The following is a 22,430-nucleotide window of genomic DNA, read 5'->3' as shown; positions in this document are numbered from 1 at the left end:
CTCATAAAAAGAGACCTTAAAAGGTCAACTGTACATCTCGCAGTAGATCGTAGATTTCAATCGCTACCAAATCAATATCATCAAAGTGGTAATGTTTTTTCAATCGATGGTCTAAAACATCCCATTCTTGATTCTCTTGGTCATAGGTTACTTGAAGTAACTCCAAACCGTACAAATCAAAACGGCGTTTTTGATAACGGCCATCTTTAGACTTTTTCATTGCAAATAATCGCTTTAAAATGTCCTGTAACTGACTTGTTTCTTCAGGCATGATTTCCTTCTTTTTGTTCCTTTGTCGGAATGACATAAGCCAGAATACCAGCAAATAAACCAAAGTAGTAAGTGATTAGTCGCCAAATTAAGATCACCAAGACCAAAGTGGCCGGGTTCTTAACGAAGGGCGTAAAAAGTAACTGGAAGGAAATTTCGGCTCCGCCAACCCCACCAGGAATTGGGAAGAGTGAAATCACCATGACAATCATGATGTTCATGGCGATAATCATCCAAGGATTAGCGGAAGAATAACCAAAGGCTCGAATAACAAAGTAAGGCACGACGTAGAGGGCAATCAACTGCAAGCCCGTATAAATCGTGGCAACGGTCAACGAACGAGTAGACTTAATCACACGCTTTGATTCTTCGTGGAAAGAACGAATCTTTTCCTTGGAATTTTCCTTAATGTTGTGAAGGGACTTACCCTTGTATAACACTGAAACTAATTTAGCACTCAGGTCCACGACTTTCAAGGACAGAGCTGGCCAAAACATCACCAACAAAATCCCCACAATCACAATCGCGTGGATGGCAATGGCAAAGGGAATGAAGGTGGCAAAGGCTGGGTTGACGTTCTCATAGATAAATTGTTCAGCAGCAAAGTAACCGACAATAAAAAAGAGAACAACCACAATTTGGTATACCAAAAACTTCATCAAAATCACTGAGAGTGCTCGAGAAGCGGGCATGTTGCCACGGGTCAATCCGTAAAGTTGTGCCGGTTGACCCCCAGTTGCAAAGGGCGTCAAGCCAACACCCAACTGGTTCATCAAGGGAACACGAATTAACGTTCCCCATGAAGTCTCTTCTCGATCCTGCTTTGAAAGTAAAGCATGCGTCGCAAAAGCTTCTAAAAGAAGGGATAAGACCATCATAAAGAAGGCCGCTAATAGAAAGCGCCAGTCCAAGACTTTTAACGCAGCTTCCAACTGTTTTCCACGGCCAGAAAGTTCGTTAACCAAGTAATAAATGACAAGCCCCGTCATCAAAATGACGACGAGAGCAGATAGTTTATTTCGACGTGACATAGTGTAAGGAACTCCTTAAACGTTTTGATCAGCCAAATGAACGGCAACTGTCCCGTTTTCGTTGAGTGGGAGCTTCTTATTCTCAAGGGTGGCACGGTAGACATCGTCCAAGATGTGACCAACTTGGTGTAGGTCACGTTCTTGAACAACTTTGTACCCTGCTTCGGTCAAATCCGGACGATTTCCAGCTAGAATGGCTTCCATCTGCTGATCAAAGTCGTCCAAATTCTTAGCCTTATAACAGTTCTCCTGGTCGACTAACCAGCCATCATAAACCGGAATATCCCGTACCAAAAGGTTTTGTTTTGAGGCCAAGGCCTCCAAAACGACAATCCCCTCTGTTTCTTCAAAGGATGGGTATAAGAAGAGGTCAGCACCCGCGTAAGCACCACGGATAATATCCCCCGTGATGTAACCAGGGAAAATCAAATTATCGGGATGGTGTTCAATGACATAGCGGACTTTACCAGGAACGATGAAGAGGTTGGTATTACCAAACCAGATAAAGGTAATTTCAGGATGGCGCTTAGCCAGTTCTACGAAGTCAAAGAGACCCTTTCGTTCAAAGAACAATCCAACGGACATCACAACCTTTTGTCCCGGCTTGATATCAAAATATTCCTTGTAAGCCTGAATCTTACTTTCATCAGGCTGGTACTTCTTCAAATCGATTCCATTGGAAACAGGGTAAATGGGCTGCGTTAAGCCATAGTTTTCGAGCAATGACTTGGAATATGGTGTTGGCGTTACTAAGGTGTCCGCCTGACGATAAAGCGCCACCAGATACTTCTTATAGGCCGGCGCTAATAGGTTTGACCCGAAGAAAGAATTACGGAAATCCTCATAGGTTGAGTGGGCATGGTAAACCACCTTCTTCCCCATTTTATGCGCTTTTTTCACCATGTGCATGGACTTTATGCCATAGGTATTAATGTGCAAAACGTCGTAGTCGTCACACTTAGGATCCGTCGTGACCGTGACATCCGCGATTGGGCCCAGAGCTGCCTGTTGTAGGCGCAGTGCGCGACCAATCCCAGATTGGGCAATCATTTTTTGATTTTCAAAGTATAACAGAACTTTCAACTCAGTTTCTCCTAAAGGGGTTGCGTAAGAGTCGCTTAATATAGCCGATTTCATCATCGTTCAACTGATCGGAATCATCGTGATCATCGTGCTGCTGATAGTCATGAATGACTTGTTCATAAAATGCATGAACACGAGTAGCAAATGTCGAAGCATCAACATTTTTAACCGCTGCCTTACGAATTTCTTCGTCTTCTTCGGTCATTGGACGCTTTAGATAGGAAACGACCGCTTCCATGAACTCGTCATAGTCGTTCACTAATTGCCCGATGGCAGGGTTTGTTACCAACTGGTCCAAGTATGGTGAGTGGATAGCAACGAATGGCCGGTTGGATGCCAATGCTTCAATAAAAGTCAGTCCCTGTGTTTCAGAGTCTGATGAGGAAACAAAAACAGTGGCCAGGCGGTAATAATCCGCTACCTGGTCATGGTCAACCATCCCCACAAAGGTGATGGAATCTTGCAAACCAAGGTCCTCCACTTGTTCTTGTAGAGACTTACGGGCAGGACCATCCCCTGCAATAATCAAACGCGCTTCTGGAATTTGTTCGAGAATTTCTGAAAAAGCAGAAATTGTCATGGTGATGTTCTTTTCGAAAGCCAAGCGGCCAAGGGACAAAACAACCGGTGTTCCCGGCTTAATCCCATACTTAGCGTGCAAGTCTTCCTTCCCATCACCAAGTTCCTTAACCGCTACCCCGGTTGGGATAACAGGAATCGGAATATCATCAACTCCGTAAGAAAGAAGACTTTCCTTAACGCGTTCAGATGGTGCAATGCAACCATCCATCGACTTCAAGTAGGCCTTTACCAAATGAGAAACGGCAGAGGGTTTTAGAAGCATCCCCTTCGCCACGTAGTGCGTGTAGTCCTCGTACATGGTGTGATAGGTATGGATAGCTGGAATCTTTAAACGACGAGCAACATACTTACCAATTAAACCTAATGAGAACTCAGTTTGTGTATGCACAATATCAAGTTCTAATTCACGGGCAATATCAACCGCTTGAATTAATCCGCGGAAAGTCAAACGCCGGTCTTTAAATCCAAAGTAAGGCATTGAAGAAAAACGGTAGATGTGTTCTTCCTTTGCGTGCTTATCAACCTTAGGATCAGTCGTTGTAAAAATATAGACCTGGTGTCCCTGCTCCTCAAGAGCATCCTTTAATGTTTGAATTGATGTTGCCACTCCAGACACCTGTGGAAAATAGGTATCCGTAAATAAGCCAATCTTCATGATTTGCTCCCATTATGTTCAAGCGCTAAGCGTAATGCCAATATTATACCATTTTTAAGGAATGCAGCCAAAGCGCACCCTTTTTACTCAAATACCATTTGATTGTAGTAAAGCTCTGAGTAAAAGCCTTTTTCAGCCAATAATTCTGCGTGTGAACCCTTTTCAATAACACGACCGTCTTTCAAAACAACAATGACATCGGCTGACAAAATTGTCTTTAGTCGGTGGGCAATCACAAAGGATGTTCGGTTGGCCATTACGTTCTCCATGGCCTTTTGAATCTTAGCTTCGGTAACCGTATCCACGTTCGCCGTTGCTTCATCCAAAATCAGCAAGGATGGATTCGTCAGAATCGTACGGGCAATGGATAACAACTGTTTTTGACCAGTTGAAAAGAGGTTGTCCGCACCCGTGACTTTGGTATCGTAACCATCCGGCAAGCTCATGATGAAGTCATGGATATTGGCCTGTTTTGCAGCGGACTCAACTTCTTCCTGACTAGCATCCGGCTTACCATAGGCGATGTTGTCTCGAATGGACTTTGAGAAGACCACGGATTCTTGCAAGACAATCCCGACACGACTACGTAGTGACTTTAGATCGTAGTCCTTTAGTGGCACACCATCATAGGTGATCTCGCCCCCGTTCAAATCGTAAAAACGATTCAACAGGTTCATCACCGTTGTTTTCCCAGAACCCGTTGGGCCAACAAGGGCAACCATTTGTCCCTTCTTCACATCAATCGAAACGTCCTTTAAAATTGGACGCCCGGGTTGATAAGAAAAGTCCACGTGCTTTAGCGAAACGCCTTCGGTTAATGGACCAGCCAATTTCTTACCAGTGTTCACTTCATTTGGTGTTGCCTCGACGTCCGTAATTCGGTTGGCCCCTGTAATGGCCAACTGCAGTGGGTTATATATAGCTGTTAATTGTGAAATGGGTTGGAAGTATTGCTGTGAATAGGTCACGAAGACAACAATCAAGGCTAATCCAGAGGCCTTATCCATACCGTTGTGAAGTACCAACCAGGAGCCAAAGAAAATCACAATCGCCAAGTTCAAGAGCGAGAACCCTTGCATTAATGGTGATAGCAATCCTGAATAGAACTGCCCCTTTTGTGTGGCGTAACGAACTCGTTCGTTAATGGGTTCAAAGTCCTTAATGGAAGTTTGCTGACGTCCTTCGGCTAGTAAAACTGCCTGTCCAGATAGCTGTTCGTTAATGTAACCGTTCAAATCACCAGTCGCAGCCTGTTGTTTCTCGATTTGCTTACGTGCCTTATTCACAATTACCAGTGCCACAATAATGGCAAAGGGAGACAGTGCCATCGTTACCAAGGCCATCGTTAACGATTTGGATAGCATCATCCAGATGATTCCTAGAAAGAGGATACCCTGTGAAAAAATCTGAAAAACAGCCTGGTTCATCGCGTTAAAAACATTGTCTAAATCTGAAGTGAAGAGCGACAAAATCTTTCCATCCTGATGGGAATCAAAATAACGAATCGCCTTTTTCTGCAAATTTGAAAAAAGGCCCATGCGCATTTGTCCAACAGAATCCGATGAAACACGGGAAGTAATCAATCCGGATATCACAAAGCCAACTTCCGAAAGCAAGTAGAAAAGCACCATTGCAATGATTGCCTGGTAAAAGTCTGCCAACGAGGCATGACCTCCAGGTGTAAAGGAGGCGGTCAAATACTTTGTTAACCCAGAAATCGCGTTTCCCAAGTAAAGGGGAGCCTTAATCTGAGCATAGGTTCCAATCAACACGAACACGACTGCAGCACTCAGGCCCTTCCAATAAGGTTTCAAATAGTTCGTGAAATATCCCAGCGCTACTCGTAACTTATTCATGGTCGCCCTCCTTTCCCTTCTGGCTTTGGTAAATTTCTTGGTAAAAGTCACTGTTTTCTAACAGCTCCTCGTGCGAGCCAACGCCGACGACTTTTCCTTCGTCCAAAACAATAATTTGATCTGCACGAATAATCGATGCAATCTTTTCGGCAATGATGACCTTGGTCGTCTTTGCAAATTCATTGGCCAGCACTTCCTGAACCTGTTTTTCAGAACGAGCATCTAGGGCCGAAGTCGCATCATCTAAGATGAGCAAGCGGGGCTTCTTTACCAAGGCGCGAGCAAGTGACAAACGCTGTTTTTGACCACCCGACAAGTTAGCAGAGCGTTCTGAAATTTCGTGTTCCAATCCATCTGGATAGGCGTTCACAAATTCAGCCGCTTGAGCAGCTTCAATCGCTTCCTGCATTTCAGCTTCACTAGCATCAGCCTTTCCCATCTTCAAGTTCGAGGCGATGCTTCCAGAGAAAAGAACTGGCTTTTGCATGACGATTGAAACGGCTTGGCGCCAGCTTTCTTCGTCAATGTTTTGGATATTTTGTCCGTCAACTTGGACTTTTCCAGCATCCCCTTGATAAAGGCGGGCGAGTAGTAATGCCAAAGTCGACTTCCCAGAACCTGTCGATCCGACGATTCCCAATGTTTGACCAGCATGTAAACCAAAGCTGATAGCAGACAAAGCAGCTGATTCTGCATTCGGATAAGTAAAGGATAGGTTCTCGACCTTCAAATCTTGCTTCAAGAAATCGTCTTTTGCTACCTTTGTTTCCTCATTGATTGAAAGACCTCCTGTTTCTTCCGCCATCACCGCAGAAATTCGTTTCAAAGAAACAAATCCACGGGAAGCAAAAGTCGAAATCATCCCCATCATCAATAGTGCCATCAAGATTTGATTCAAATAAGTAATAAATGGTGTAATCTTTGCTAACTGATCTGGATGAGAAGTAATGGATGTGGAAATGAAGAGCAAGGCTGCCACAATGGCCGCGTAGGAAAGCAACATGAAGATTGGAAACATCATGTTAAAGAGGTAGCCAATCCGACGGTTCACTTCCGTTAACTCTTCCGTGTTATCGGAGAAGGAGGCTTCTTCTTGTCCCTGTTGATTAAAGGACTTCACAACTCTTACCCCAGCCAAGTTTTCCTGAGCAAGCGTATTATTCTTATCAATCAATTTCTGAATCTTAGCAAAACTACCGCCCATCATGGCAAAAATTCGCTGTGAAGATAGAACAATCAGCACAATCATTAGGACAACCACCCACCAAAGGGATGGAATTGTATAGATGGATAGGATAATGGCACCAATCAAAAGAATGGGCACACGCAAAACCATCTGTAACAACTGCATGACCAGTTGTTGTACCTGATTAACATCGTTAGTTAAACGAACGACCAGATTAGCCGAACTGTAAGATTGCACCTGCTGCAAAGAAAAGTTTTGAATCTTATCGTATTCAGCACGTCGGATATCCGCTGCTACCCCTTGAGAAACCTGTGAGGCAAAGTAAGTACCAGTTATTCCGGCCACAATTCCGACCAAAGCGAGCCCCAACAAATAAGCCCCGTTTTTCAAAACCAAGTCACTCTGGTCCTTAATAATGGCAGACATCATTTTTTCTAAAAACTGTGGCTGCGTCAAAGTCGCCAAGGCCATCAGCGTCACCGATACCACCGCGGCAGCAATCTTTTTCCCGTAGGGTTTTGCATAGGTTAATAGTAATCCCATTAGTTATTCCTGTACTTTCTATTTTTCAAAAAAGGACCCTTCCGCTAGAAGAGTCCCTGAACGGGTGCATCTCCCATTCCTTTTTCGGGCTTTAACACCCATTGCCGTATATCTTTGCTATTAGCTTACCATTATTTTGAATAAAGATAAACGAATTTACCAAGGTAAGCAGGAAAGCAAATTCATTCTAATTAGCATTCAGGCAACTAAAAAATCCCACCCGTGGGTGGGATAGAAGACTAAACTTAGTCTTCCTTCTTTTCATCAGCTGCTTCAGATTTTGCTTCTTCAGCTTCTGGCTTCACTTCTTCGGCTGGCTTGGCTTCTTCAGCGTTCTTTACGGAACGGATGGCTGTCAATTCAAAAGTCAAGATAACGCCTTCACAGTCCAAATCAACTGTCTTTTCGGCTTCGTTCACACGGTCAACCTTGGCGTGCAATCCACCAATGGTTACAACGTCTGAACCCTTCTTCATTTCGTTCTTCATTTGAGCTTGCTTAGCTGCTTGCTTCTTTTGGGTGCGTTGCATCCAAAAGACCATCACAACAACAAGGATAAGTGGCAAGATAAGGTTTTGCATAATTTCATTCCTTTATGATTGATTTGTTACATTGTACCAGATTTTAAAATAATCTGGCGTTCTTTTTGTTATATCCGTATTCTTCTAAGACCTGCTCACGGAATTCAAGCAAACGGTCTTCTTCGATTGCCTTACGCATTTCTTCCATTAAATGAAGAAGGTAACGCAGGTTATGTTCTGAAGCAATTTGCTCACCCAAACGTTCATGGGCGTTAAAGAGGTGGTGCAAGTATGAACGGGATAGGTTTTGGTAAGGTGAATAGTTTGGCAAATCGTACTGTGCCAAATTGCCGAACTGATTCTTTCGAATTGGGTTGTCTGAATAATAGGTCAAATCCGGATCGATGGGTGAGAAGTCATCCTTGTAGCGGGAATTCTTAATCACGACACGGCCCTTCGAAGTCATCAACGTTCCCTTACGCCCGATTCGCGTTGGCAAAACGCAGTCAAACATGTCAACACCGCGAATCACACCATCAATCAATGAATCGGGTGCGGCAACCCCCATCAAATAACGAGGCTTATCTTCAGGAAGCAGGGGCATCGTGAAGTCCAAGACACGGTTCATTTCCTTCTTGGATTCTCCAACGGAGAGGCCACCCACAGCATAACCAGGCAAATCCATCTTAACCAATTCATTAGCCGATTCCGTACGCAAATCACGGAATCCAGCACCCTGCACAATTCCGAAAAGTGCTTGAGTATCCGTCTTCTTATGATACTGTTGTGCACGGTCGGCCCAACGCAAGGAACGCTGCATCGATTCCTTGACGTAGTCGTAGGTTTCAAAGTATGGAATGGCTTCGTCCAACTGCATCATAACGTCAGAACCCAAATTGTTCTGAATCCGCATGGCCACTTCAGGTGACAAAGACATCTTGTCCCCGTTCACGTGGTTTTGGAAAGTCACGCCCTCTTCCTTCAGCTTTCGTGCATCAGAAAGAGAAAAGACCTGGAAGCCACCAGAATCAGTCAAAATAGCCTGATCCCAGCCCATGTACTTATGAAGGCCACCGGCCTGCGCAATGAGTTCATCGCCTGGACGAACCCAAAGGTGATAGGTATTAGCCAAAATAAATTGCGAACCAATTTCCTTTAGCGTGCGTGTGTTGACACCCTTGACGGCACCCTGTGTCCCAACGGGCATAAACATTGGCGTTTCATAGACCCCGTGGGGCGTGTGCAAACGGCCACGACGGGCACCCGTATGCTTTTCTGTATGAAGATGTTCGTACCAAACGGCCGGTTTCTTATCAGTCATCATTCACCTACTTGTTAGATTTACTTCTTCCATTGTAACACGGACCCTGAAAGGACTTTGCTCTCTCAGTTGTTTCTTATAAAAATCCGCGTTATGATACTGGAAGATTAAAAATTGTACCATTGAAAGGATAAAACCATGGAACAAAACTACATCGCTCGTATGCGTGCCAAAGTCGGACACGAAGGCATGATTTTCAACTCTGCCTTCGGCGTACTCTGGAATGAAGCACACGACGCCATTCTTTTAGAGAAGCGTGGCGACTCAGCAGTGGGATACGGATTCCCAGGTGGATTCCTCGAATATGGTGACTCCCCAATGCAAGCCGTTGTTCGTGAATTCAAGGAAGAAACAAACTTGGACGTTGAAGTCGTCCGCATGCTTGGGATGGCAACCCACGTCAACCCAAAGAACTCCTGGGGTGATGCACAGGAAACCATCTCAATGGGCTTTGAAGTCAAGCTTGTTGAAGGCGCAACTGCTGACCACTTGAAAGCTGACGGTACCGAAACCTTGTCCGTTGAATTTGTACCTGTTAACCCCCGTCCAAAGATGTTTGTGCCCGCTGCACAGGATACCCTGGAGCGTGTGCTAACCATTAACGAAGAAAATGAACAGCCTTGGTTGCGCGAAGCAGCGAAAAACGATGATTAAATAATTGAGTCAGCTCCGGCTGACTTTTTTATTTGATTACAAGAATTCGATACAATTTTGTATATTTTGTATAATATTTAAAATAATTAATAATATTTCAAATACTATGCTAAAATAAACTTGCTAGAACCGTGATAGTACTCCAAGCGTTACTGTCTTATATTCCTATTCTATTTTCATTCAATTACAATTAGTGAGCTAACTCGTTTAGTCCCATTCGAGATTTTAAGATTGTCCATCATCGTGCTTAAAATTTCTTCCTTAAAATTTCACATTTTTTACCAAATTAAGTCATGTTTCAAATGCTTTGATTTCCCAACTATCACACTAGCTAAGAAGAGGCCTTTCCCTGGTCTCTTCTTTTTAATTCCACACTGATCTTAATAAAATTTATAGGAATTTTTTCACGACAAATAATATAATGAAAACATTGCGTTAAATATTCGATATTCACCCTTTCTTTTTAAATATTTAACAAATCATGATTTATTAAAGGAAATAACCATGCTCATCATTCTCTACGGCTTTATCATTGGCTGCTTTGTCACCCTAATCGGTGGCGGTGGCGCGACCTTTTACCTTGGTGTCTTAACCTCATCCATGGCCATGTCGACGGAAATGGCCGTTCCAACCTCACTTTTTATCGCGGTTTTCGCCCTCCTTTCCGGCTTCTTAACCCAACTGAAATTAAAGAACGTTGAGGTTCGAATCGGTAACCGCCTAATTCTAGCGGCCATCCCCGGTATTCTGATTGGAACCTACCTCTCCCGCTTCATCCCCGCCCACGTTTATCAACGGGCCGTGGGTATTCTACTAACCGTAATGGGCTGCATCGTTTTGTACAAAAACGTCTTCGCAAAGAAGAAAAAGAAGGAACCTTCCAAGAACTCAAAGGTCGCCCTCATCTTCGGTTTCATCTCCGGACTAATGGTCGGGTTCGGAGGACTGTCAGGAGGATCTGCCACTGTTGCTGGCCTTTCCATTATTGGTCTACCTGCCGTGAAGGCAACTGGAACGACAACCTACATTCTATGGGTGTTAGCTGTTGTCGGATTAATCAGCCACTTGGTTGCTGGTTCCCCAATTTCCTGGACCGCCGGACTCTTCTTGATGATTGGTGGTATCATTGGATCAATTTTGACGCCACTCGTTCTACGACTCTTTGATCAAAAGAAGCTCAACAAGTTCCTATCCCCACTACTAGGAATTGTCATCATCTACTTTGGATTAAACTTAATCTTCTAAGAAAAAAAGCGCTCAAGCTAATTGTTTGAGCGCTTTTCTTTTACTTTGTCACACGAACTTCAACGTCTGAGAAGCCATGGTTGAAACTGGCCTTCCAAGTACCTTCTGTCAACTTTGGAGGAAGTAAGAAAGTTCCAGCAGAAACGCGTTGTCCGGCTTTCAAAGTCTTGCCCTGACTAGCCAACTTCTTGACCAACCACTGCAAGGAGTTCAATGGGTTTCCAAGTACCTCGCTTGAAGCACCAGTCGCCACTTCCTCCCCGTCGTGCTCAAGAGTTGTCGTCACCTGGGCAAGGTCATCCAACTTAAAGCTGGCCGTTTCCTTTTCTTCACCGTAGACCACATAACCACCAACGGCGGCATCGGCCATAACCAAGTACTTTGGCAAAGTTGGGAACCAGTCCAAGAAGCGGCAGTCAGGCACTTCGACACCTGGTGCTACCGTTGTCTTCTTGGCCATGTCTTCCAAAGAATCTTCTGTACTAAGGTCTTCCTTGGCCTTGAAAACCAATTCCACTTCGGCCAATGGATCCATCAAATCCTTTGACAAGCTCAAAGTCGCTGGTGACTTCACGAAATGTGAACCGGTCTGAGCCCCGTACAAGGGTTCGTTGGAATCAAACATGTTTTGCGTTTCTTCACTGGTCAAAGAAACCTTATAGCCAGCAACGTCTTCGCCCTTCAAGCGCAACAATTCGTCTTGCACCAAGTAAGAACGGTCATCTTCTTTGACCACGTCCTGCCACTTGGCAACGTCCAAAGCCTTCCCTGTCTTGAAGGCCTCGTAAAGTGCATCGGCCAATTGTTTCTCTGCTGCTGTCAATTCTGTCTTTGTCATAATAATTCTCCTTTTGTTTATCCTGTTTGTTATTCAAATAAAAAAGACGCCATCACTGGCGTCTAATCGAAAAAGATTGAAGAAATCCGCCAGTAATATCTTAACTACTGGCATTGTAAAAGTAGCCAGCATTATCAAACGATAATAATGGCTGCAATAATGTTCAATTGACGGTTCGTCTGCTTCACATTTGATTTCAACATAATCTTTCTCCTTTGTTTTTTTATAAGTATAAGACCGTTAAATGCGATAGTCAATAGAAAATTATCATTTGTTTTTAATAATGTTCTGTTTATCCTTATTTTTAACCACGAATAGCTGTTACCATCTGCTTAGCATAGGCTTCCAAATGGGTGGCTGCCTCCTTGCCATACTGCTCGCAAATGGCAACACAGGCTGACCCAACAATGACACCATCCGCGATGGCAGCCATCTCCTGAGCCTGTTCAGGGCTGTGGATACCAAAGCCAATGAAAACCGGTAATTCAGTATTTCGCTTGACATCCTCAACAACTTCCTTCAAGTTATTTGCAAAAGTCGTCCGTTCCCCCGTCACACCCAGTGATGAAACCAGGTAAACAAAGCCCTGGGCCTTTTCGACAATCATCGGAATTCGCTCACCAGAGTTTGTCGTCACTAAGGAAATCAAATCAATGTTTTCTTCATCAGTATATGGTCGCAATTCACCCTGCTCCTCGGTGGGCAAGTCCGGAATAATTAATCCGTCAATCCCGTACTTGGCACAGTCAGCTGCGAAGTGTTCGTAACCATACTGAACGATGATGTTGAAGTAAACCAGGAAGGCCAAAGGTACATCGGTTTGTTCACGGACTTTTCCAACCGCTTCAAAGATATTTTCGATTGGCAAATCCGGATTCTTCAAAGCACGTACATCGGCGGCCTGAATGACTGGTCCATCAGCAACCGGGTCCGAAAAGGGAATCCCAATTTCAACCAGGTCTGCGCCACCCTTTGCCAAGGCGACAACGTTTTCAACCGTGGCATCCAAATCGGGATCATTGGCCGTTACAAAGGCTACAAAGTTTTTCTTACCCATGAGGGCGTCTTGAATTTTACTCATTGATTTCAACTCCTTGATACTTCGCAACGGCGGCAACATCCTTATCACCACGACCGGAAACAGTACAGATAATTACCTGGTCCTGACGCATGGTTGGCGCCAACTTTTGCACGTAGGCAATCGCGTGGCAGCTTTCCATGGCAGCAACAATCCCCTCTTGCTTGGCAATGTACTCGAAGGTCGCAACCGCTTCATCGTCGGTGATGCCAACGTATTCTGCTCGCTTAGCTTCGTTCAAAGCCGCGTGTTCTGGTCCAACACCTGGGTAGTCCAAACCAGCAGAGATTGAATAAACTGGGTTAATCTGTCCGGATTTATTTTGTAGGAAGACCGACTTCATACCGTGGAAGACGCCGACTTCACCCAATTCCAAAGTCGCTGCCGTATCCTTGCTGTGCAAGCCCTTTCCGGCTGCTTCCACACCAATCAACTGCACGTTTTCTTCATCAATGAAGTGGGCAAAGGAACCAATGGCGTTTGAACCACCACCAACACAGGCAACGATGGTATCGGGCAACTTACCCGTTTCCTTCAAAATTTGGGCCTTTGATTCTTCTGAGATAATGGATTGGAAATCACGCACCATCATTGGGTAAGGATGGGGACCAGTCGCCGATCCCATGACGTAGAAGGTCTCTTCAGGATGTGCTGCAAAATCCTGCAAAGCCGCGTTCACCGCGTCCTTCAAAGTCATTGTTCCGGATGTCACGGGATGGACTTTGGCACCCAACAATTCCATTCGGTAAACATTCAACTGCTGGCGGTCGGTATCTTCCTTACCCATGAAGACTTCACATTCAAGTCCGAAAAGAGCGGCGATGGTGGCTGTCGCCACCCCGTGTTGACCAGCTCCAGTTTCGGCAATTAAACGTTTCTTTCCCATGCGCTTAGCCAAGAGCACCTGACCGATCACGTTATTAATCTTATGAGCACCCGTATGGTTCAGATCTTCACGCTTCAAGTAAACTTGAGCGCCGCCTAAGTCTTCCGTCATGTTCTTTGCGTAGTAAAGAATCGATGGACGATTGGCGTAGTTGGCCAACAAGTCAGCGTATTCCTTCTGGAACGCTGGGTCCTGCTTCGCCTCTTCGTAGGCAGCCGCCATCTTATTCAATTCTGGCATCAAAGTTTCGGGAACGTACTGTCCACCGAAGCGGCCGAACCGGCCCTTTTCATTTGTCATGTCATTCTCCTTTTTGGTGGGCAATGGCCACCAATTTTTCAATCTTTTCTAAGTCTTTTTGTCCGCTGCTTTCACTGCCCGAACTGATATCAACAGCAAAGGGCTGAACCTCGGCAATGGCCTCTTTTAAATTGAAAACGGTCAAGCCTCCGGCTAAAAAGAGTTTTTCTGTCATTTTATTTTTTGGTAAAGTCTGCCAATCGAGTGTTCGACCGGAGCCCTTCCCAGAATCAACCATTAAGTAGTCAACCCCGGCATAGGCCCCTAACTGTTCATCAAGTTTTTGACCTAAGGCAACGCCAATCAGCGGAACAGCGGCCCTTTTCAACTGCTGAATTTCTTCTGGCTGACGTGGCCCGTGTAACTGGGCTATTTGGATAATGTCTTTCTGATAGAGCGCAATGATTTCTTCCACCGGGCTATCGGTGAAGACCCCAACCAGTGGAATATTATCCGACAGTTCCTGTCGAATCAACCTTGCCGTCACTTCATCCACCCGGTGCCGACCCTCTGCAAAGACCGCTCCGGCGTAATCAACACCAGCCTGGTTAACCAGGTTAGCATCGGCGACTGTCATTAACCCACAAATCTTAATCTTGGTCATTGGCCTTTCCGCCCTTCGTCTTTTCGATGAATGCCTTCTTATCAGTAGACTTCATCAGCGCTTCACCGATTAAGACACCGTTCACGCCAAGTTTAGCCAATTCTTGTACTTCTTCTGGCTTCGACACACCACTTTCAGCAATGAATGCCACGTTTTCAGGAACTAGGTGGCGTAATTTTTGTGCGTTATCAAAGGAAACCGTGAAATTCTTCAAGTTTCGGTTATTAACACCAATCATGCGAGCGCCGGCAGCCAAGGCCCGTTCAATCTCGTCTTCATCGTGGGCTTCGACTAGTACAGCCAGTCCCAAGGAATGGGCTAAGGCTAAGTAACTTTCCAACTTCTCCTGATCCAAGATAGCGACAATTAATAGCACCATTCCTGCACCAGCGACTTTGGCCTGGTAAATCATGTAAGGGTCAATGACGAAGTCCTTACGTAAGATGGGACGTGAGTTGTTGGCCGCAATTTCTTCCAAATAGGACAACTGTCCTAAGAAGTAATCCGGCTCAGTTAGAACAGAAATAGCAGTCGCTTCGGCCTCTTCATAACGCTTTGCAATGGCCTGGTAATCAAAGTCCTTAGCAATCAAGCCCTTGGATGGCGAGGCCTTCTTCACTTCGGCAATCACATGGGCCCCTGGTTGCAGAAACTGTTGATAAATTGCTTCAGGTGCATCTTTATCCACAGCAACAATGGCAGCCTTTATCTCCTCTTCGGACTTTTCCAGTTTTTCTTTTTCAATCCGCTTCTTCGTGGCGGCCACTAAATCGTCTAAAATCATGGGTTTAATTTCCTTCTGCAATCCGCTTCAGTAATTCCAAAGTCTCCCCGGAATCGATGGCTTCTTCCGCCTGACGGATTCCTTCTTCAATTGAATACTCAGGGTTGGACGCGTTTAGAGCAATTCCGGCGTTTAAGACAACGATGTCACGACGGGCTCCCCGCTCACCATTCAAAATCGAAAGGGTAATATCTGCGTTTTCTGCAGGCGTCCCACCGATAATCTCTTCCTTATCGGCCAGTTCTAATCCAAAGTCTTCCGGTTGAATAACCCTTTCTTCAATCTGACCGTCTCGAACCGTCAGCAACTTCGTTGGCGCTGAGATGGAGGCTTCATCCAGTCCGTCGGTTCCAAAAATCACGTTAGCCCGCTTCATCCCTAATTCCTTTAACACTTCGGCTAAGGGACGGAGCAACTTTTCATCGGCAACCCCCAGTACCATGCTGTCTGGTCGGGCTGGGTTAGCAAGTGGGCCAAGTAAGTTAAAGATTGTGCGCCGTTCCAAAGATGAACGAACCGGTGCCACCACCTTCATGGCAGGGTGATAATCCTGTGCAAAAAGGAAGGTAAAGTGGTGCTTTTTCAACATTTCTTCGCTGGCTGCCTGGTCCTGGTGGATATTAATCCCCAGGGCTTCCAAAACATCCGCAGCGCCAGACTTTGAAGTTGCCGCCCGGTTCCCGTGCTTTACCACGTTGTAACCCAAGCTAGCCAATACGAGAGAAGTTGTCGATGAGATGTTGAAGGAATTCGAGTGGTCGCCACCCGTCCCAACGATATCTACGGCGCCCTCCACCTTAGTAAAGGGCTTGGCCATCTTTCGCATAGCATTCGCTGCCCCGGCAATTTCAACTGGCTGTTCACCCTTTTCTGCCAAAGCAGTTAGAAAAGTCGCCATGTCGGCATCACTTTCTTGTCCGGACATGATGGCCTGAATCGCCTGTTCACTTTCATCGAAGGACAAGTCCTGCCCTTTTTGTATTTTTTCATTAAGTGCTGTAATCATTTTTTACTCTCCGTCATTCGAATAAAGTTTTCAAAAATTTGTTTGGCCACAACCTGGTCGGTCATGATGGATTCAGGGTGAAATTCTAGACCGTAAACTTGATTGGCTTCATCGGCAACAGCTTGAACGGTGCCATCCGTGGCCAGTGCAGTAACTGATAAGTTTTCTGGCAAAGTCTCAGGGGCAATCATCAAGGAGTGGTAACGACCCACGACAAACTCTTCTGGGCAGCCCTTGAAAATGGATTGGTTTTGACCGGCCTCGACTTTAATCATCGATGTACGCCCGTGCATCAGAGGTGCCAGGGTAATCTCGCCGCCGTATACCTGACCGATGGCCTGATGGCCCAAGCAAATACCTAAGATTGGCATCTTGCCAATCGCCTTTTCTAACATTTCGTTCATTCGGCCAGCATCTTCAGGTCGTCCTGGTCCTGGTGATAAAATCAAACCCTGCACGGCTGAATCATTTAAATCCGCCTCGGTCACTTGATCATTTTTCACCACCCGAATGTCTTGTTCGGTCAACTTACCAATCTCTTGGTAGAGGTTATAGGTGAATGAATCGTAGTTATCAATCAATAGCAACATCGCCCTCTCCCTTCAACAAGTTCATCAACAAGGCCCCCTTATTGGTAAACTCTTGATATTCTTCTTTCGCATCCGAGTCGGCCACAATCCCGGCTCCCGATTGCAAAACGAGTTGGTCTTTTTTCTGGTAAGCGGAACGAATGCCAATACAGAGGTCAAAGTCACCGTCGAAACCGACCAGGCCAATGCCACCACCGTACAAGCCTCGTTTACGGCCTTCCAATTCATTAATGATGGTCATGGCTGAAATCTTAGGTGCCCCAGATAGGGTTCCGGCTGGCAAAGTCGCTAGAATCGCATCAATTGGATTCAAGTTGGGCAGTGCCTGACTTTCCACTACGGAACCCAGGTGCATGACGTTCGGGAACTTGAGCAAGTTCTGGTAGGCCGTCACCTCAACCGTACCAAACTGAGAAATCCGTCCGAGGTCGTTTCGACCCAGGTCAATCAACATGTTGTGCTCGGCCTGTTCCTTCACACTCGTTCGCAGTTCCTTTTCAAAACGAGCTTCTTCTTCGGCATCTTTCCCCCGGCGGCGTGTACCGGCCAGTGGGTATGAATACAACAGTTCGCCTGATTTCTTAATTAAAGTTTCTGGCGATCCGGATAGGAAGCTGAAGTCACCATCTTGGAAGTAGGCGTGGTAAGGACTCTTAGCGGTCTTTCGCAAGTTCTCTGCCTGATGCAGGAGCAACTTCCGGTTATCATTCTTAGCTGTCAGCGGATTCGATAAAATCAATTGGAAGATATCTCCTTGAATGATGTGTTCCTTGGCTTTTTGAACTCGCTGATCAAATTCGGCGACCGTAAACTGATGTTTTAAATTCAACGTTGCCTGCTTCTGCTTTGCAGTGACCGATAGTCCTTCTTTTGAAAGGGCTTGTAGCTCTTGGCCGTAAGCAAGCAGTGCTTCCTTTTGAGCTTCTTGTTCAGCCTTGTTCTCAGACAGGGCTGGTTGACTGATATAAAGAACTCGTTGCTTGCGGTCGTAGTTCACGACAATGTCTGTTAAGAGTAGGTCGAAGTCTTCCAATCCTAAGTTGTCATCCACTTCCTTTAACCGAACTTCATCCGCATAGCGGGCAAAGTCGTAAGAGAAGTAGCCGATTAAACCGGATTGAAAACTTGGCTGGCCATTCACCTTATTGAAGACTTGCTGGTTTTCTTGGTAAACTTTTTTCAAATACCGAATGGGTTCCCCCACTTCTTCAAGCACTTCCCCAGCCGCATTCTTTCTTGTTAACCGCCCCTTTCGAGCAGTCAACACTTCTTTAGGATTTAAAACGAGTGTTGAAACATTCTCCCTTTCAAATACCATGGCCGGTTGCCCGTTCGGGGCTAACTTTTCAATAATGGCATCAGGCTGGTAAAGCGCCTCTTTCATAGCAACAAGAAGGATGGGATTGGGATTCTCTTGGCTTTCTTGCTTTAGATTCAATTGTTTATTGTTCACTAAGTTCACCTCGCGTAATTTTTTAGAAATTAAAAAATCCGTCCAAAACAAAACAGTTCATGCTTTGTTAAGGACGGATTTTCTCCGCGGTGCCACCTTAATTGATTCGAAAAAGAGCCTAGCTAAAAAAGCTTGGTTGAATTCGAAATCCTCCTTAGCGAGATACCAACATATCCCCGGCAACTGACGTATGCCCGACGTTTCGCGTACTTGATTACTCTTTCAGCAGAACCCTCCGTGGTCCATTTAACTGCCTGCGTTCGGCTACCTTCTCAGCATCGGTAGCTCTCTTTGCGTGCACAACAATCTTGATCTCCACATCCTTGGTTTGTTTGGACGAATATTTAATTGCTCTAAGCTTACCCAGGATTCAATGGTCTGTCAAGATTAAAATGAAAAAAATTTAATTTATAGTGCTTTCAACAATACATTAAAGCCTAAAAAGTCCTCTTTCTACATATAATATCCAAAAAAAGTTGAAATAATAAAACAACATCCGCCATCAGAATGAGATATTTTCTAATTTTTCCTTGCAATCTTTTCATTTCCATGTTTTAATAGAGTCAACTTAAGGAAAGGGATTCCGGACATGAAATCAATCAACGTTAACATGATTAACCGTTACTACGGCTTTTATTACTTTAGATAGCACGTCCGGATGAGATGCGGACGTGCCGACACGTTCGCATCTAGGTAGTAAAGGTCATTTTGAACTTGGCTGACTAGGTGCATCACCTAGTCAGCGATTGATAAATGTTATTTCGGAATTCTTTCCAACTCGTTTATTAGCCGGCTAGGTTTTACCTAGTCGGCTTTTTTGTTTGAGAAATTACGAGGGAGACACAATGACAAGAATCGATGGACACACAATTTTAATCGGCTTGATGGCATACCCCATTCGCCACTCCATGTCACCAACCATGCACAACACGGCTTTTGAGGCGTTGAACTTGAACTACGCTTACCTAGCCTTCGATATTGACGGCGACCAGTTAGCGGATGGCGTCAAAGCCATTCGGACATTGGACATGCGCGGATCAAACGTTTCCATGCCAAACAAGCAGGCCATCATCCCCCACCTCGACAAGTTAGATATCTCCGCTAAGATGACCGGTGCCGTGAACACGGTGGTCAACGACGACGGTATCCTCACTGGTTACACAACCGACGGTGTCGGTTTCGTCAACGATCTGAAGAAAAAAGGCCATGATGTTGCTGGTAAAAAGATGCTCGTCGTTGGTGCCGGAGGCGCCGGCATCCCCATTGCAGCTCAATCAGCCATTGAAGGGGCCAGTGAAATTCGCATTGCCAACCGTCAGGACGGCCACTTTGAAAACGCTGAGACAATCGCCAAAAGCATTAACGAAAACTCAAAAGCAAGCGCTTCGACTTTATCATTGGAAGATGAGCAAGCCTTCAAGGAAGCACTTGCATGGGCTGACATCTACGTTGACGCAACCGGCGTTGGCATGAAGCCTTTGGAAGGTATGTCACTGGTGAACGATCCTAGCTGGTTGAAGAAGGACCTGGTCATTTACGACACGGTTTACGCACCACGCACGACTAAGCTAATGGAAGTTGCCAAAGAGGCGGGTGTTGAAAGCGTCTACAACGGACTCGGCATGATGATTGAACAAGGAGCGGCCGCTTTCAAACTCTGGACAGGGCAAGACATGCCCATCGATTTAGTTGAACAGGCCATGGCAGAAAAGGATAAGGAAAAATGACAGAAGCAGTTTATACACGAAACATTGCAGTTGGACGCGGAGCAGCAAAGGTTGCCCTCCCAATCACGGTGGTGACACCCGATGAATTAATCAAGTTACTCCCTACTATTCAAAAGGCAAATCCAGACATCATTGAATGGCGCTTGGACTTCTTGGAAAAGTGGCAAGACGACGCAACCCTCGTCGAAATCTCCTCCAGCATTCGCCAAGCCTTCCCCGAAACACCAATCATCGGAACCTTCCGAACAAAGGAAGAGGGTGGCAAGCAAACTATTCGCCCAGCCGACTACGAACGAGTACTCAAGCGCTTGGCCGAGCTACCAGTCGACATGGTGGATGTCGAAATTAACCGCGATGAAAGCATTGTCGAAGAAGCAGTTAAGGCCATTCATCAGCTCGATAAAATCGTTATCGCGTCCTTCCACGACTTTAACGACACACCTGAAAACGGACGATTAGAAGGCATCTTCAATAAGATGCAAGCAGCTAATGCAGATATTTTAAAAGTCGCCGTCATGCCTCACACAACGGAAGACGTTCTTCAGGTCATAGCCTTTAGTCAGCAGGCTGCACGCAATCATTCAGAACCAATCGTTACCATGGCCATGGGCCAGCTTGGCTCTGTAACTCGCGTTGCCACTCACCTTACCCATTCCGCCATTACCTTTGCTTGTCTGACAGCAGAACAAGCATCAGCCCCAGGTCAGATTGAAATCAATAACCTGCGCGGCATTCAACACACCCTTGAAGGAGACAGTTAATGAACGCACTAGCCACTAACCGGCTTCGAGCCGGGTTATACGCCAACTACCTGGTTCACGGTTTTGGCATGATCATTCTGACCCAGAACTTACTTCAACTGGCTCAGAACTGGTCCAGTACCCTAACAGCCGCTTCCTTCGTCCTATCCGGAATTGGAATTGGCCGTTTGGTTGCCTACCTACTAATGGGTTTCATCTCCGACCACTTCGGCCGTAAAACCTCCCTTTTAATTGGAATTACTACCTACTTCCTGTTCTTGGTACTAACGCCAATTAACACTTCAGTGACTTTGGCATACGGATTAACGATTTTAGCCGGCGTTGCCAACTCCGCCATGGATTCAGCGACCTACCCACTCTTGGAAGAAATTTCAAAGAAGAGTACTTCCAACACGGTTTTGCTCAAGGCCTTCATCTCAACGGGTGAATTCATCCTTCCAATGATTGTCCTTTACCTATCCGACAACAACCTTTGGTTCGGTCTTTCCTTCATGGTGCCGGCCGCCATTCTGGCCCTAAACTTCGTCAACATCCTAACTTTGCCAATTAAGAAGATTCAACAGGCCAAAGTCGAAACAAAGGCCAGCCAGTCAGTCGCCCTCCACGGGATTCGCAAAGCCGTCCTAATGACCGCCTTGCTTCTCTACGGCTTCTCATCAATGGCCGTCATGATCTGGTTCACCCAGTGGATTACCATCTATGCGGCCGGCATTGGTTTCTCAAAGTCAGTGGCCCACTTCTTACTTTCGCTTTACAGTATTGGTTCCATCACCGGTGTACTAACGGTTGTCACACTCCTTCGCCGCTTCAACATCAAAAAGGAACTCTTCCTATTGTTGAACAGCTTATCCCTTCTATCCATCGTGACGCTTTCACTTAGTGCAAACGAAACGGTGGCCAATATTTCCGCTCTCGTCTTCGGTTTCTCAGCAGCTGGTGGTTTGATGCAAATCGCTTTGAACAGCCTACTTTCATTGACCGCCAAAAACAAGGGCTTGATGACCGGAACTTTCTTCATCTTCGGTTCCCTGGCCTCCTTCACGGTGCCAATCATTACCGGACTCTTAATTAAGAATCCAAGCGTCAACATTATCCTAGCCGATGCTTCCATGGCCCTCATGTCCTTGGCCATCGCCCTTGTTGTTTACGCTCTCCTACCAAAGGAAGCACAGTCACTCAAGGACGCCCGCAAGGAAATCGACCGCATTGACAAAGCGCTACTGCGGTTGTCCGAACAACGCTTCAACGCAGTGGAAGATGTGATTCGCTTCAAGAAGCAGGACGACATCGCCGTCGAAGATCTCTCGCGTGAGCAAAAGGTCCTTGATAAGGTTGCTAAAAACAGCCAAGACAAAGCACTTATTCCTTACAATCAAGCCATTTGGCAGGCCATGATGAACGAATCAAAGGCTTACCAAGCTTCTAAACAAAACAACTAATCAAAAAAAGGAAAACA

21 protein-coding genes are annotated in these 22,430 nt (G+C 45.7%); 5 read left to right on the top strand and 16 right to left on the bottom strand.

Annotated elements, in window-relative coordinates:
• Positions 1-16: 16 nt before the first annotated feature.
• The 8 genes from BMZ93_RS03790 to tgt all read right to left on the bottom strand — a co-directional run bounded on the left by BMZ93_RS03790 (position 17) and on the right by tgt (position 9,048).
• On the bottom strand, positions 17-271 hold the full coding sequence (locus BMZ93_RS03790) for a DUF1797 family protein (RefSeq protein ID WP_091502378.1): 255 nt from the start codon (positions 269-271) through the stop codon (positions 17-19).
• A complete protein-coding gene (locus BMZ93_RS03785) occupies positions 264-1,301 on the bottom strand; it encodes a lysylphosphatidylglycerol synthase transmembrane domain-containing protein (protein WP_091502377.1) in 1,038 nt (345 codons plus the stop codon). Before BMZ93_RS03785 ends, BMZ93_RS03790 begins: the two co-directional genes overlap by 8 nt.
• Before the next feature lie 15 nt (positions 1,302-1,316).
• Positions 1,317-2,384 carry an LTA glycolipid anchor biosynthesis glycosyltransferase, IagA/BgsA family gene (locus BMZ93_RS03780; RefSeq protein ID WP_091502375.1) on the bottom strand — a complete coding sequence of 356 codons (1,068 nt, stop codon included), beginning with the start codon at positions 2,382-2,384 and terminating at the stop codon, positions 1,317-1,319.
• A gap of 1 nt (position 2,385) precedes the next feature.
• The gene (locus tag BMZ93_RS03775; RefSeq protein WP_091502374.1) at positions 2,386-3,621 is read right to left on the bottom strand and encodes a glycosyltransferase family 4 protein; all 1,236 of its coding nucleotides are present in this window, start codon (positions 3,619-3,621) and stop codon (positions 2,386-2,388) included.
• Positions 3,622-3,704: 83 nt separating this feature from the next.
• Positions 3,705-5,477: an ABC transporter ATP-binding protein gene (locus tag BMZ93_RS03770; protein WP_091502372.1), complete on the bottom strand. Its 1,773-nt coding sequence runs from the start codon at positions 5,475-5,477 to the stop codon at positions 3,705-3,707.
• Positions 5,470-7,206, bottom strand: coding sequence for an ABC transporter ATP-binding protein (locus BMZ93_RS03765; RefSeq protein ID WP_091502370.1), 1,737 nt, complete (start codon positions 7,204-7,206; stop codon positions 5,470-5,472). The genes BMZ93_RS03770 and BMZ93_RS03765 overlap by 8 nt, the downstream gene beginning before the upstream one ends.
• 245 nt (positions 7,207-7,451) lie before the next feature.
• The gene (gene yajC, locus BMZ93_RS03760; RefSeq protein WP_382419417.1) at positions 7,452-7,787 is read right to left on the bottom strand and encodes a preprotein translocase subunit YajC; all 336 of its coding nucleotides are present in this window, start codon (positions 7,785-7,787) and stop codon (positions 7,452-7,454) included.
• Positions 7,788-7,830: 43 nt separating this feature from the next.
• The gene (tgt, locus tag BMZ93_RS03755; RefSeq protein WP_091502438.1) at positions 7,831-9,048 is read right to left on the bottom strand and encodes a tRNA guanosine(34) transglycosylase Tgt; all 1,218 of its coding nucleotides are present in this window, start codon (positions 9,046-9,048) and stop codon (positions 7,831-7,833) included.
• A 138-nt stretch (positions 9,049-9,186) separates the two neighbouring features.
• On the opposite strand from tgt, the gene BMZ93_RS03750 reads away from it, so the two are divergent.
• Both BMZ93_RS03750 and BMZ93_RS03745 read left to right on the top strand, forming a co-directional pair.
• The gene (locus BMZ93_RS03750; protein WP_091502367.1) at positions 9,187-9,702 is read left to right on the top strand and encodes an NUDIX domain-containing protein; all 516 of its coding nucleotides are present in this window, start codon (positions 9,187-9,189) and stop codon (positions 9,700-9,702) included.
• Between the two features lie 504 nt (positions 9,703-10,206).
• Positions 10,207-10,947: a sulfite exporter TauE/SafE family protein gene (locus BMZ93_RS03745; protein ID WP_091502365.1), complete on the top strand. Its 741-nt coding sequence runs from the start codon at positions 10,207-10,209 to the stop codon at positions 10,945-10,947.
• A 40-nt stretch (positions 10,948-10,987) separates the two neighbouring features.
• Here BMZ93_RS03745 and BMZ93_RS03740 read toward each other — a convergent pair whose 3' ends face one another.
• The 8 genes from BMZ93_RS03740 to BMZ93_RS03705 form a co-directional block, all read right to left on the bottom strand.
• Positions 10,988-11,785 (bottom strand): 2-keto-4-pentenoate hydratase, encoded by a 798-nt coding sequence (locus BMZ93_RS03740; protein ID WP_091502363.1) that lies wholly within the window; start codon positions 11,783-11,785, stop codon positions 10,988-10,990.
• A gap of 304 nt (positions 11,786-12,089) precedes the next feature.
• Positions 12,090-12,866: a tryptophan synthase subunit alpha gene (trpA, locus tag BMZ93_RS03735; protein WP_091502361.1), complete on the bottom strand. Its 777-nt coding sequence runs from the start codon at positions 12,864-12,866 to the stop codon at positions 12,090-12,092.
• Positions 12,859-14,049 carry a tryptophan synthase subunit beta gene (gene trpB, locus BMZ93_RS03730; RefSeq protein ID WP_091502359.1) on the bottom strand — a complete coding sequence of 397 codons (1,191 nt, stop codon included), beginning with the start codon at positions 14,047-14,049 and terminating at the stop codon, positions 12,859-12,861. Before trpB ends, trpA begins: the two co-directional genes overlap by 8 nt.
• Position 14,050: 1 nt before the next feature.
• Entirely contained in the window at positions 14,051-14,653 is a 603-nt protein-coding gene (locus BMZ93_RS03725; protein ID WP_091502357.1) for a phosphoribosylanthranilate isomerase, read from the bottom strand.
• On the bottom strand, positions 14,640-15,437 hold the full coding sequence (gene trpC, locus BMZ93_RS03720) for an indole-3-glycerol phosphate synthase TrpC (protein WP_091502356.1): 798 nt from the start codon (positions 15,435-15,437) through the stop codon (positions 14,640-14,642). Before trpC ends, BMZ93_RS03725 begins: the two co-directional genes overlap by 14 nt.
• 4 nt (positions 15,438-15,441) lie before the next feature.
• Positions 15,442-16,443: an anthranilate phosphoribosyltransferase gene (gene trpD, locus BMZ93_RS03715; RefSeq protein ID WP_091502354.1), complete on the bottom strand. Its 1,002-nt coding sequence runs from the start codon at positions 16,441-16,443 to the stop codon at positions 15,442-15,444.
• Positions 16,440-17,033: an anthranilate synthase component II gene (locus tag BMZ93_RS03710; protein ID WP_091502352.1), complete on the bottom strand. Its 594-nt coding sequence runs from the start codon at positions 17,031-17,033 to the stop codon at positions 16,440-16,442. The genes trpD and BMZ93_RS03710 overlap by 4 nt, the downstream gene beginning before the upstream one ends.
• Positions 17,017-18,486 carry an anthranilate synthase component I family protein gene (locus BMZ93_RS03705; protein ID WP_091502350.1) on the bottom strand — a complete coding sequence of 490 codons (1,470 nt, stop codon included), beginning with the start codon at positions 18,484-18,486 and terminating at the stop codon, positions 17,017-17,019. Before BMZ93_RS03705 ends, BMZ93_RS03710 begins: the two co-directional genes overlap by 17 nt.
• 845 nt (positions 18,487-19,331) lie before the next feature.
• Here BMZ93_RS03705 and aroE point away from each other — a divergent pair.
• From aroE to BMZ93_RS03690, 3 genes are read left to right on the top strand one after another with little or no spacing between them, the layout of a single operon-like run.
• Entirely contained in the window at positions 19,332-20,213 is an 882-nt protein-coding gene (gene aroE / locus BMZ93_RS03700; protein ID WP_091502349.1) for a shikimate dehydrogenase, read from the top strand.
• Entirely contained in the window at positions 20,210-20,974 is a 765-nt protein-coding gene (gene aroD / locus BMZ93_RS03695; protein ID WP_091502347.1) for a type I 3-dehydroquinate dehydratase, read from the top strand. The genes aroE and aroD overlap by 4 nt, the downstream gene beginning before the upstream one ends.
• On the top strand, positions 20,974-22,413 hold the full coding sequence (locus BMZ93_RS03690) for an MFS transporter (protein ID WP_091502345.1): 1,440 nt from the start codon (positions 20,974-20,976) through the stop codon (positions 22,411-22,413). The genes aroD and BMZ93_RS03690 overlap by 1 nt, the downstream gene beginning before the upstream one ends.
• The last annotated feature ends 17 nt before the right edge of the window (positions 22,414-22,430 follow it).

The sequence above is a fragment of the Fructobacillus durionis genome, from assembly GCF_900112405.1.
GTDB classification, from domain to species: Bacteria; Bacillota; Bacilli; order Lactobacillales; family Lactobacillaceae; genus Fructobacillus; species Fructobacillus durionis.
Note: the sequence above shows the minus strand (reverse complement) of the source record. Positions and strands in the feature narration are given on the sequence as shown.

What these genes read in the sequence shown, in the direction of transcription:
- BMZ93_RS03790 (WP_091502378.1), bottom strand. Translation starts at nt 271, where the DNA reads ATGCCTGAAGAAACAAGTCAGTTACAGGACATTTTAAAGCGATTATTT.
- BMZ93_RS03785 (WP_091502377.1), bottom strand. Translation starts at nt 1,301, where the DNA reads ATGTCACGTCGAAATAAACTATCTGCTCTCGTCGTCATTTTGATGACG.
- BMZ93_RS03775 (WP_091502374.1), bottom strand. Translation starts at nt 3,621, where the DNA reads ATGAAGATTGGCTTATTTACGGATACCTATTTTCCACAGGTGTCTGGA.
- BMZ93_RS03770 (WP_091502372.1), bottom strand. Translation starts at nt 5,477, where the DNA reads ATGAATAAGTTACGAGTAGCGCTGGGATATTTCACGAACTATTTGAAA.
- BMZ93_RS03765 (WP_091502370.1), bottom strand. Translation starts at nt 7,206, where the DNA reads ATGGGATTACTATTAACCTATGCAAAACCCTACGGGAAAAAGATTGCT.
- yajC (WP_382419417.1), bottom strand. Translation starts at nt 7,787, where the DNA reads ATGCAAAACCTTATCTTGCCACTTATCCTTGTTGTTGTGATGGTCTTT.
- tgt (WP_091502438.1), bottom strand. Translation starts at nt 9,048, where the DNA reads ATGACTGATAAGAAACCGGCCGTTTGGTACGAACATCTTCATACAGAA.
- BMZ93_RS03750 (WP_091502367.1), top strand. Translation starts at nt 9,187, where the DNA reads ATGGAACAAAACTACATCGCTCGTATGCGTGCCAAAGTCGGACACGAA.
- BMZ93_RS03745 (WP_091502365.1), top strand. Translation starts at nt 10,207, where the DNA reads ATGCTCATCATTCTCTACGGCTTTATCATTGGCTGCTTTGTCACCCTA.
- BMZ93_RS03740 (WP_091502363.1), bottom strand. Translation starts at nt 11,785, where the DNA reads ATGACAAAGACAGAATTGACAGCAGCAGAGAAACAATTGGCCGATGCA.
- trpA (WP_091502361.1), bottom strand. Translation starts at nt 12,866, where the DNA reads ATGAGTAAAATTCAAGACGCCCTCATGGGTAAGAAAAACTTTGTAGCC.
- trpB (WP_091502359.1), bottom strand. Translation starts at nt 14,049, where the DNA reads ATGACAAATGAAAAGGGCCGGTTCGGCCGCTTCGGTGGACAGTACGTT.
- BMZ93_RS03725 (WP_091502357.1), bottom strand. Translation starts at nt 14,653, where the DNA reads ATGACCAAGATTAAGATTTGTGGGTTAATGACAGTCGCCGATGCTAAC.
- trpC (WP_091502356.1), bottom strand. Translation starts at nt 15,437, where the DNA reads ATGATTTTAGACGATTTAGTGGCCGCCACGAAGAAGCGGATTGAAAAA.
- trpD (WP_091502354.1), bottom strand. Translation starts at nt 16,443, where the DNA reads ATGATTACAGCACTTAATGAAAAAATACAAAAAGGGCAGGACTTGTCC.
- BMZ93_RS03710 (WP_091502352.1), bottom strand. Translation starts at nt 17,033, where the DNA reads ATGTTGCTATTGATTGATAACTACGATTCATTCACCTATAACCTCTAC.
- aroE (WP_091502349.1), top strand. Translation starts at nt 19,332, where the DNA reads ATGACAAGAATCGATGGACACACAATTTTAATCGGCTTGATGGCATAC.
- aroD (WP_091502347.1), top strand. Translation starts at nt 20,210, where the DNA reads ATGACAGAAGCAGTTTATACACGAAACATTGCAGTTGGACGCGGAGCA.
- BMZ93_RS03690 (WP_091502345.1), top strand. Translation starts at nt 20,974, where the DNA reads ATGAACGCACTAGCCACTAACCGGCTTCGAGCCGGGTTATACGCCAAC.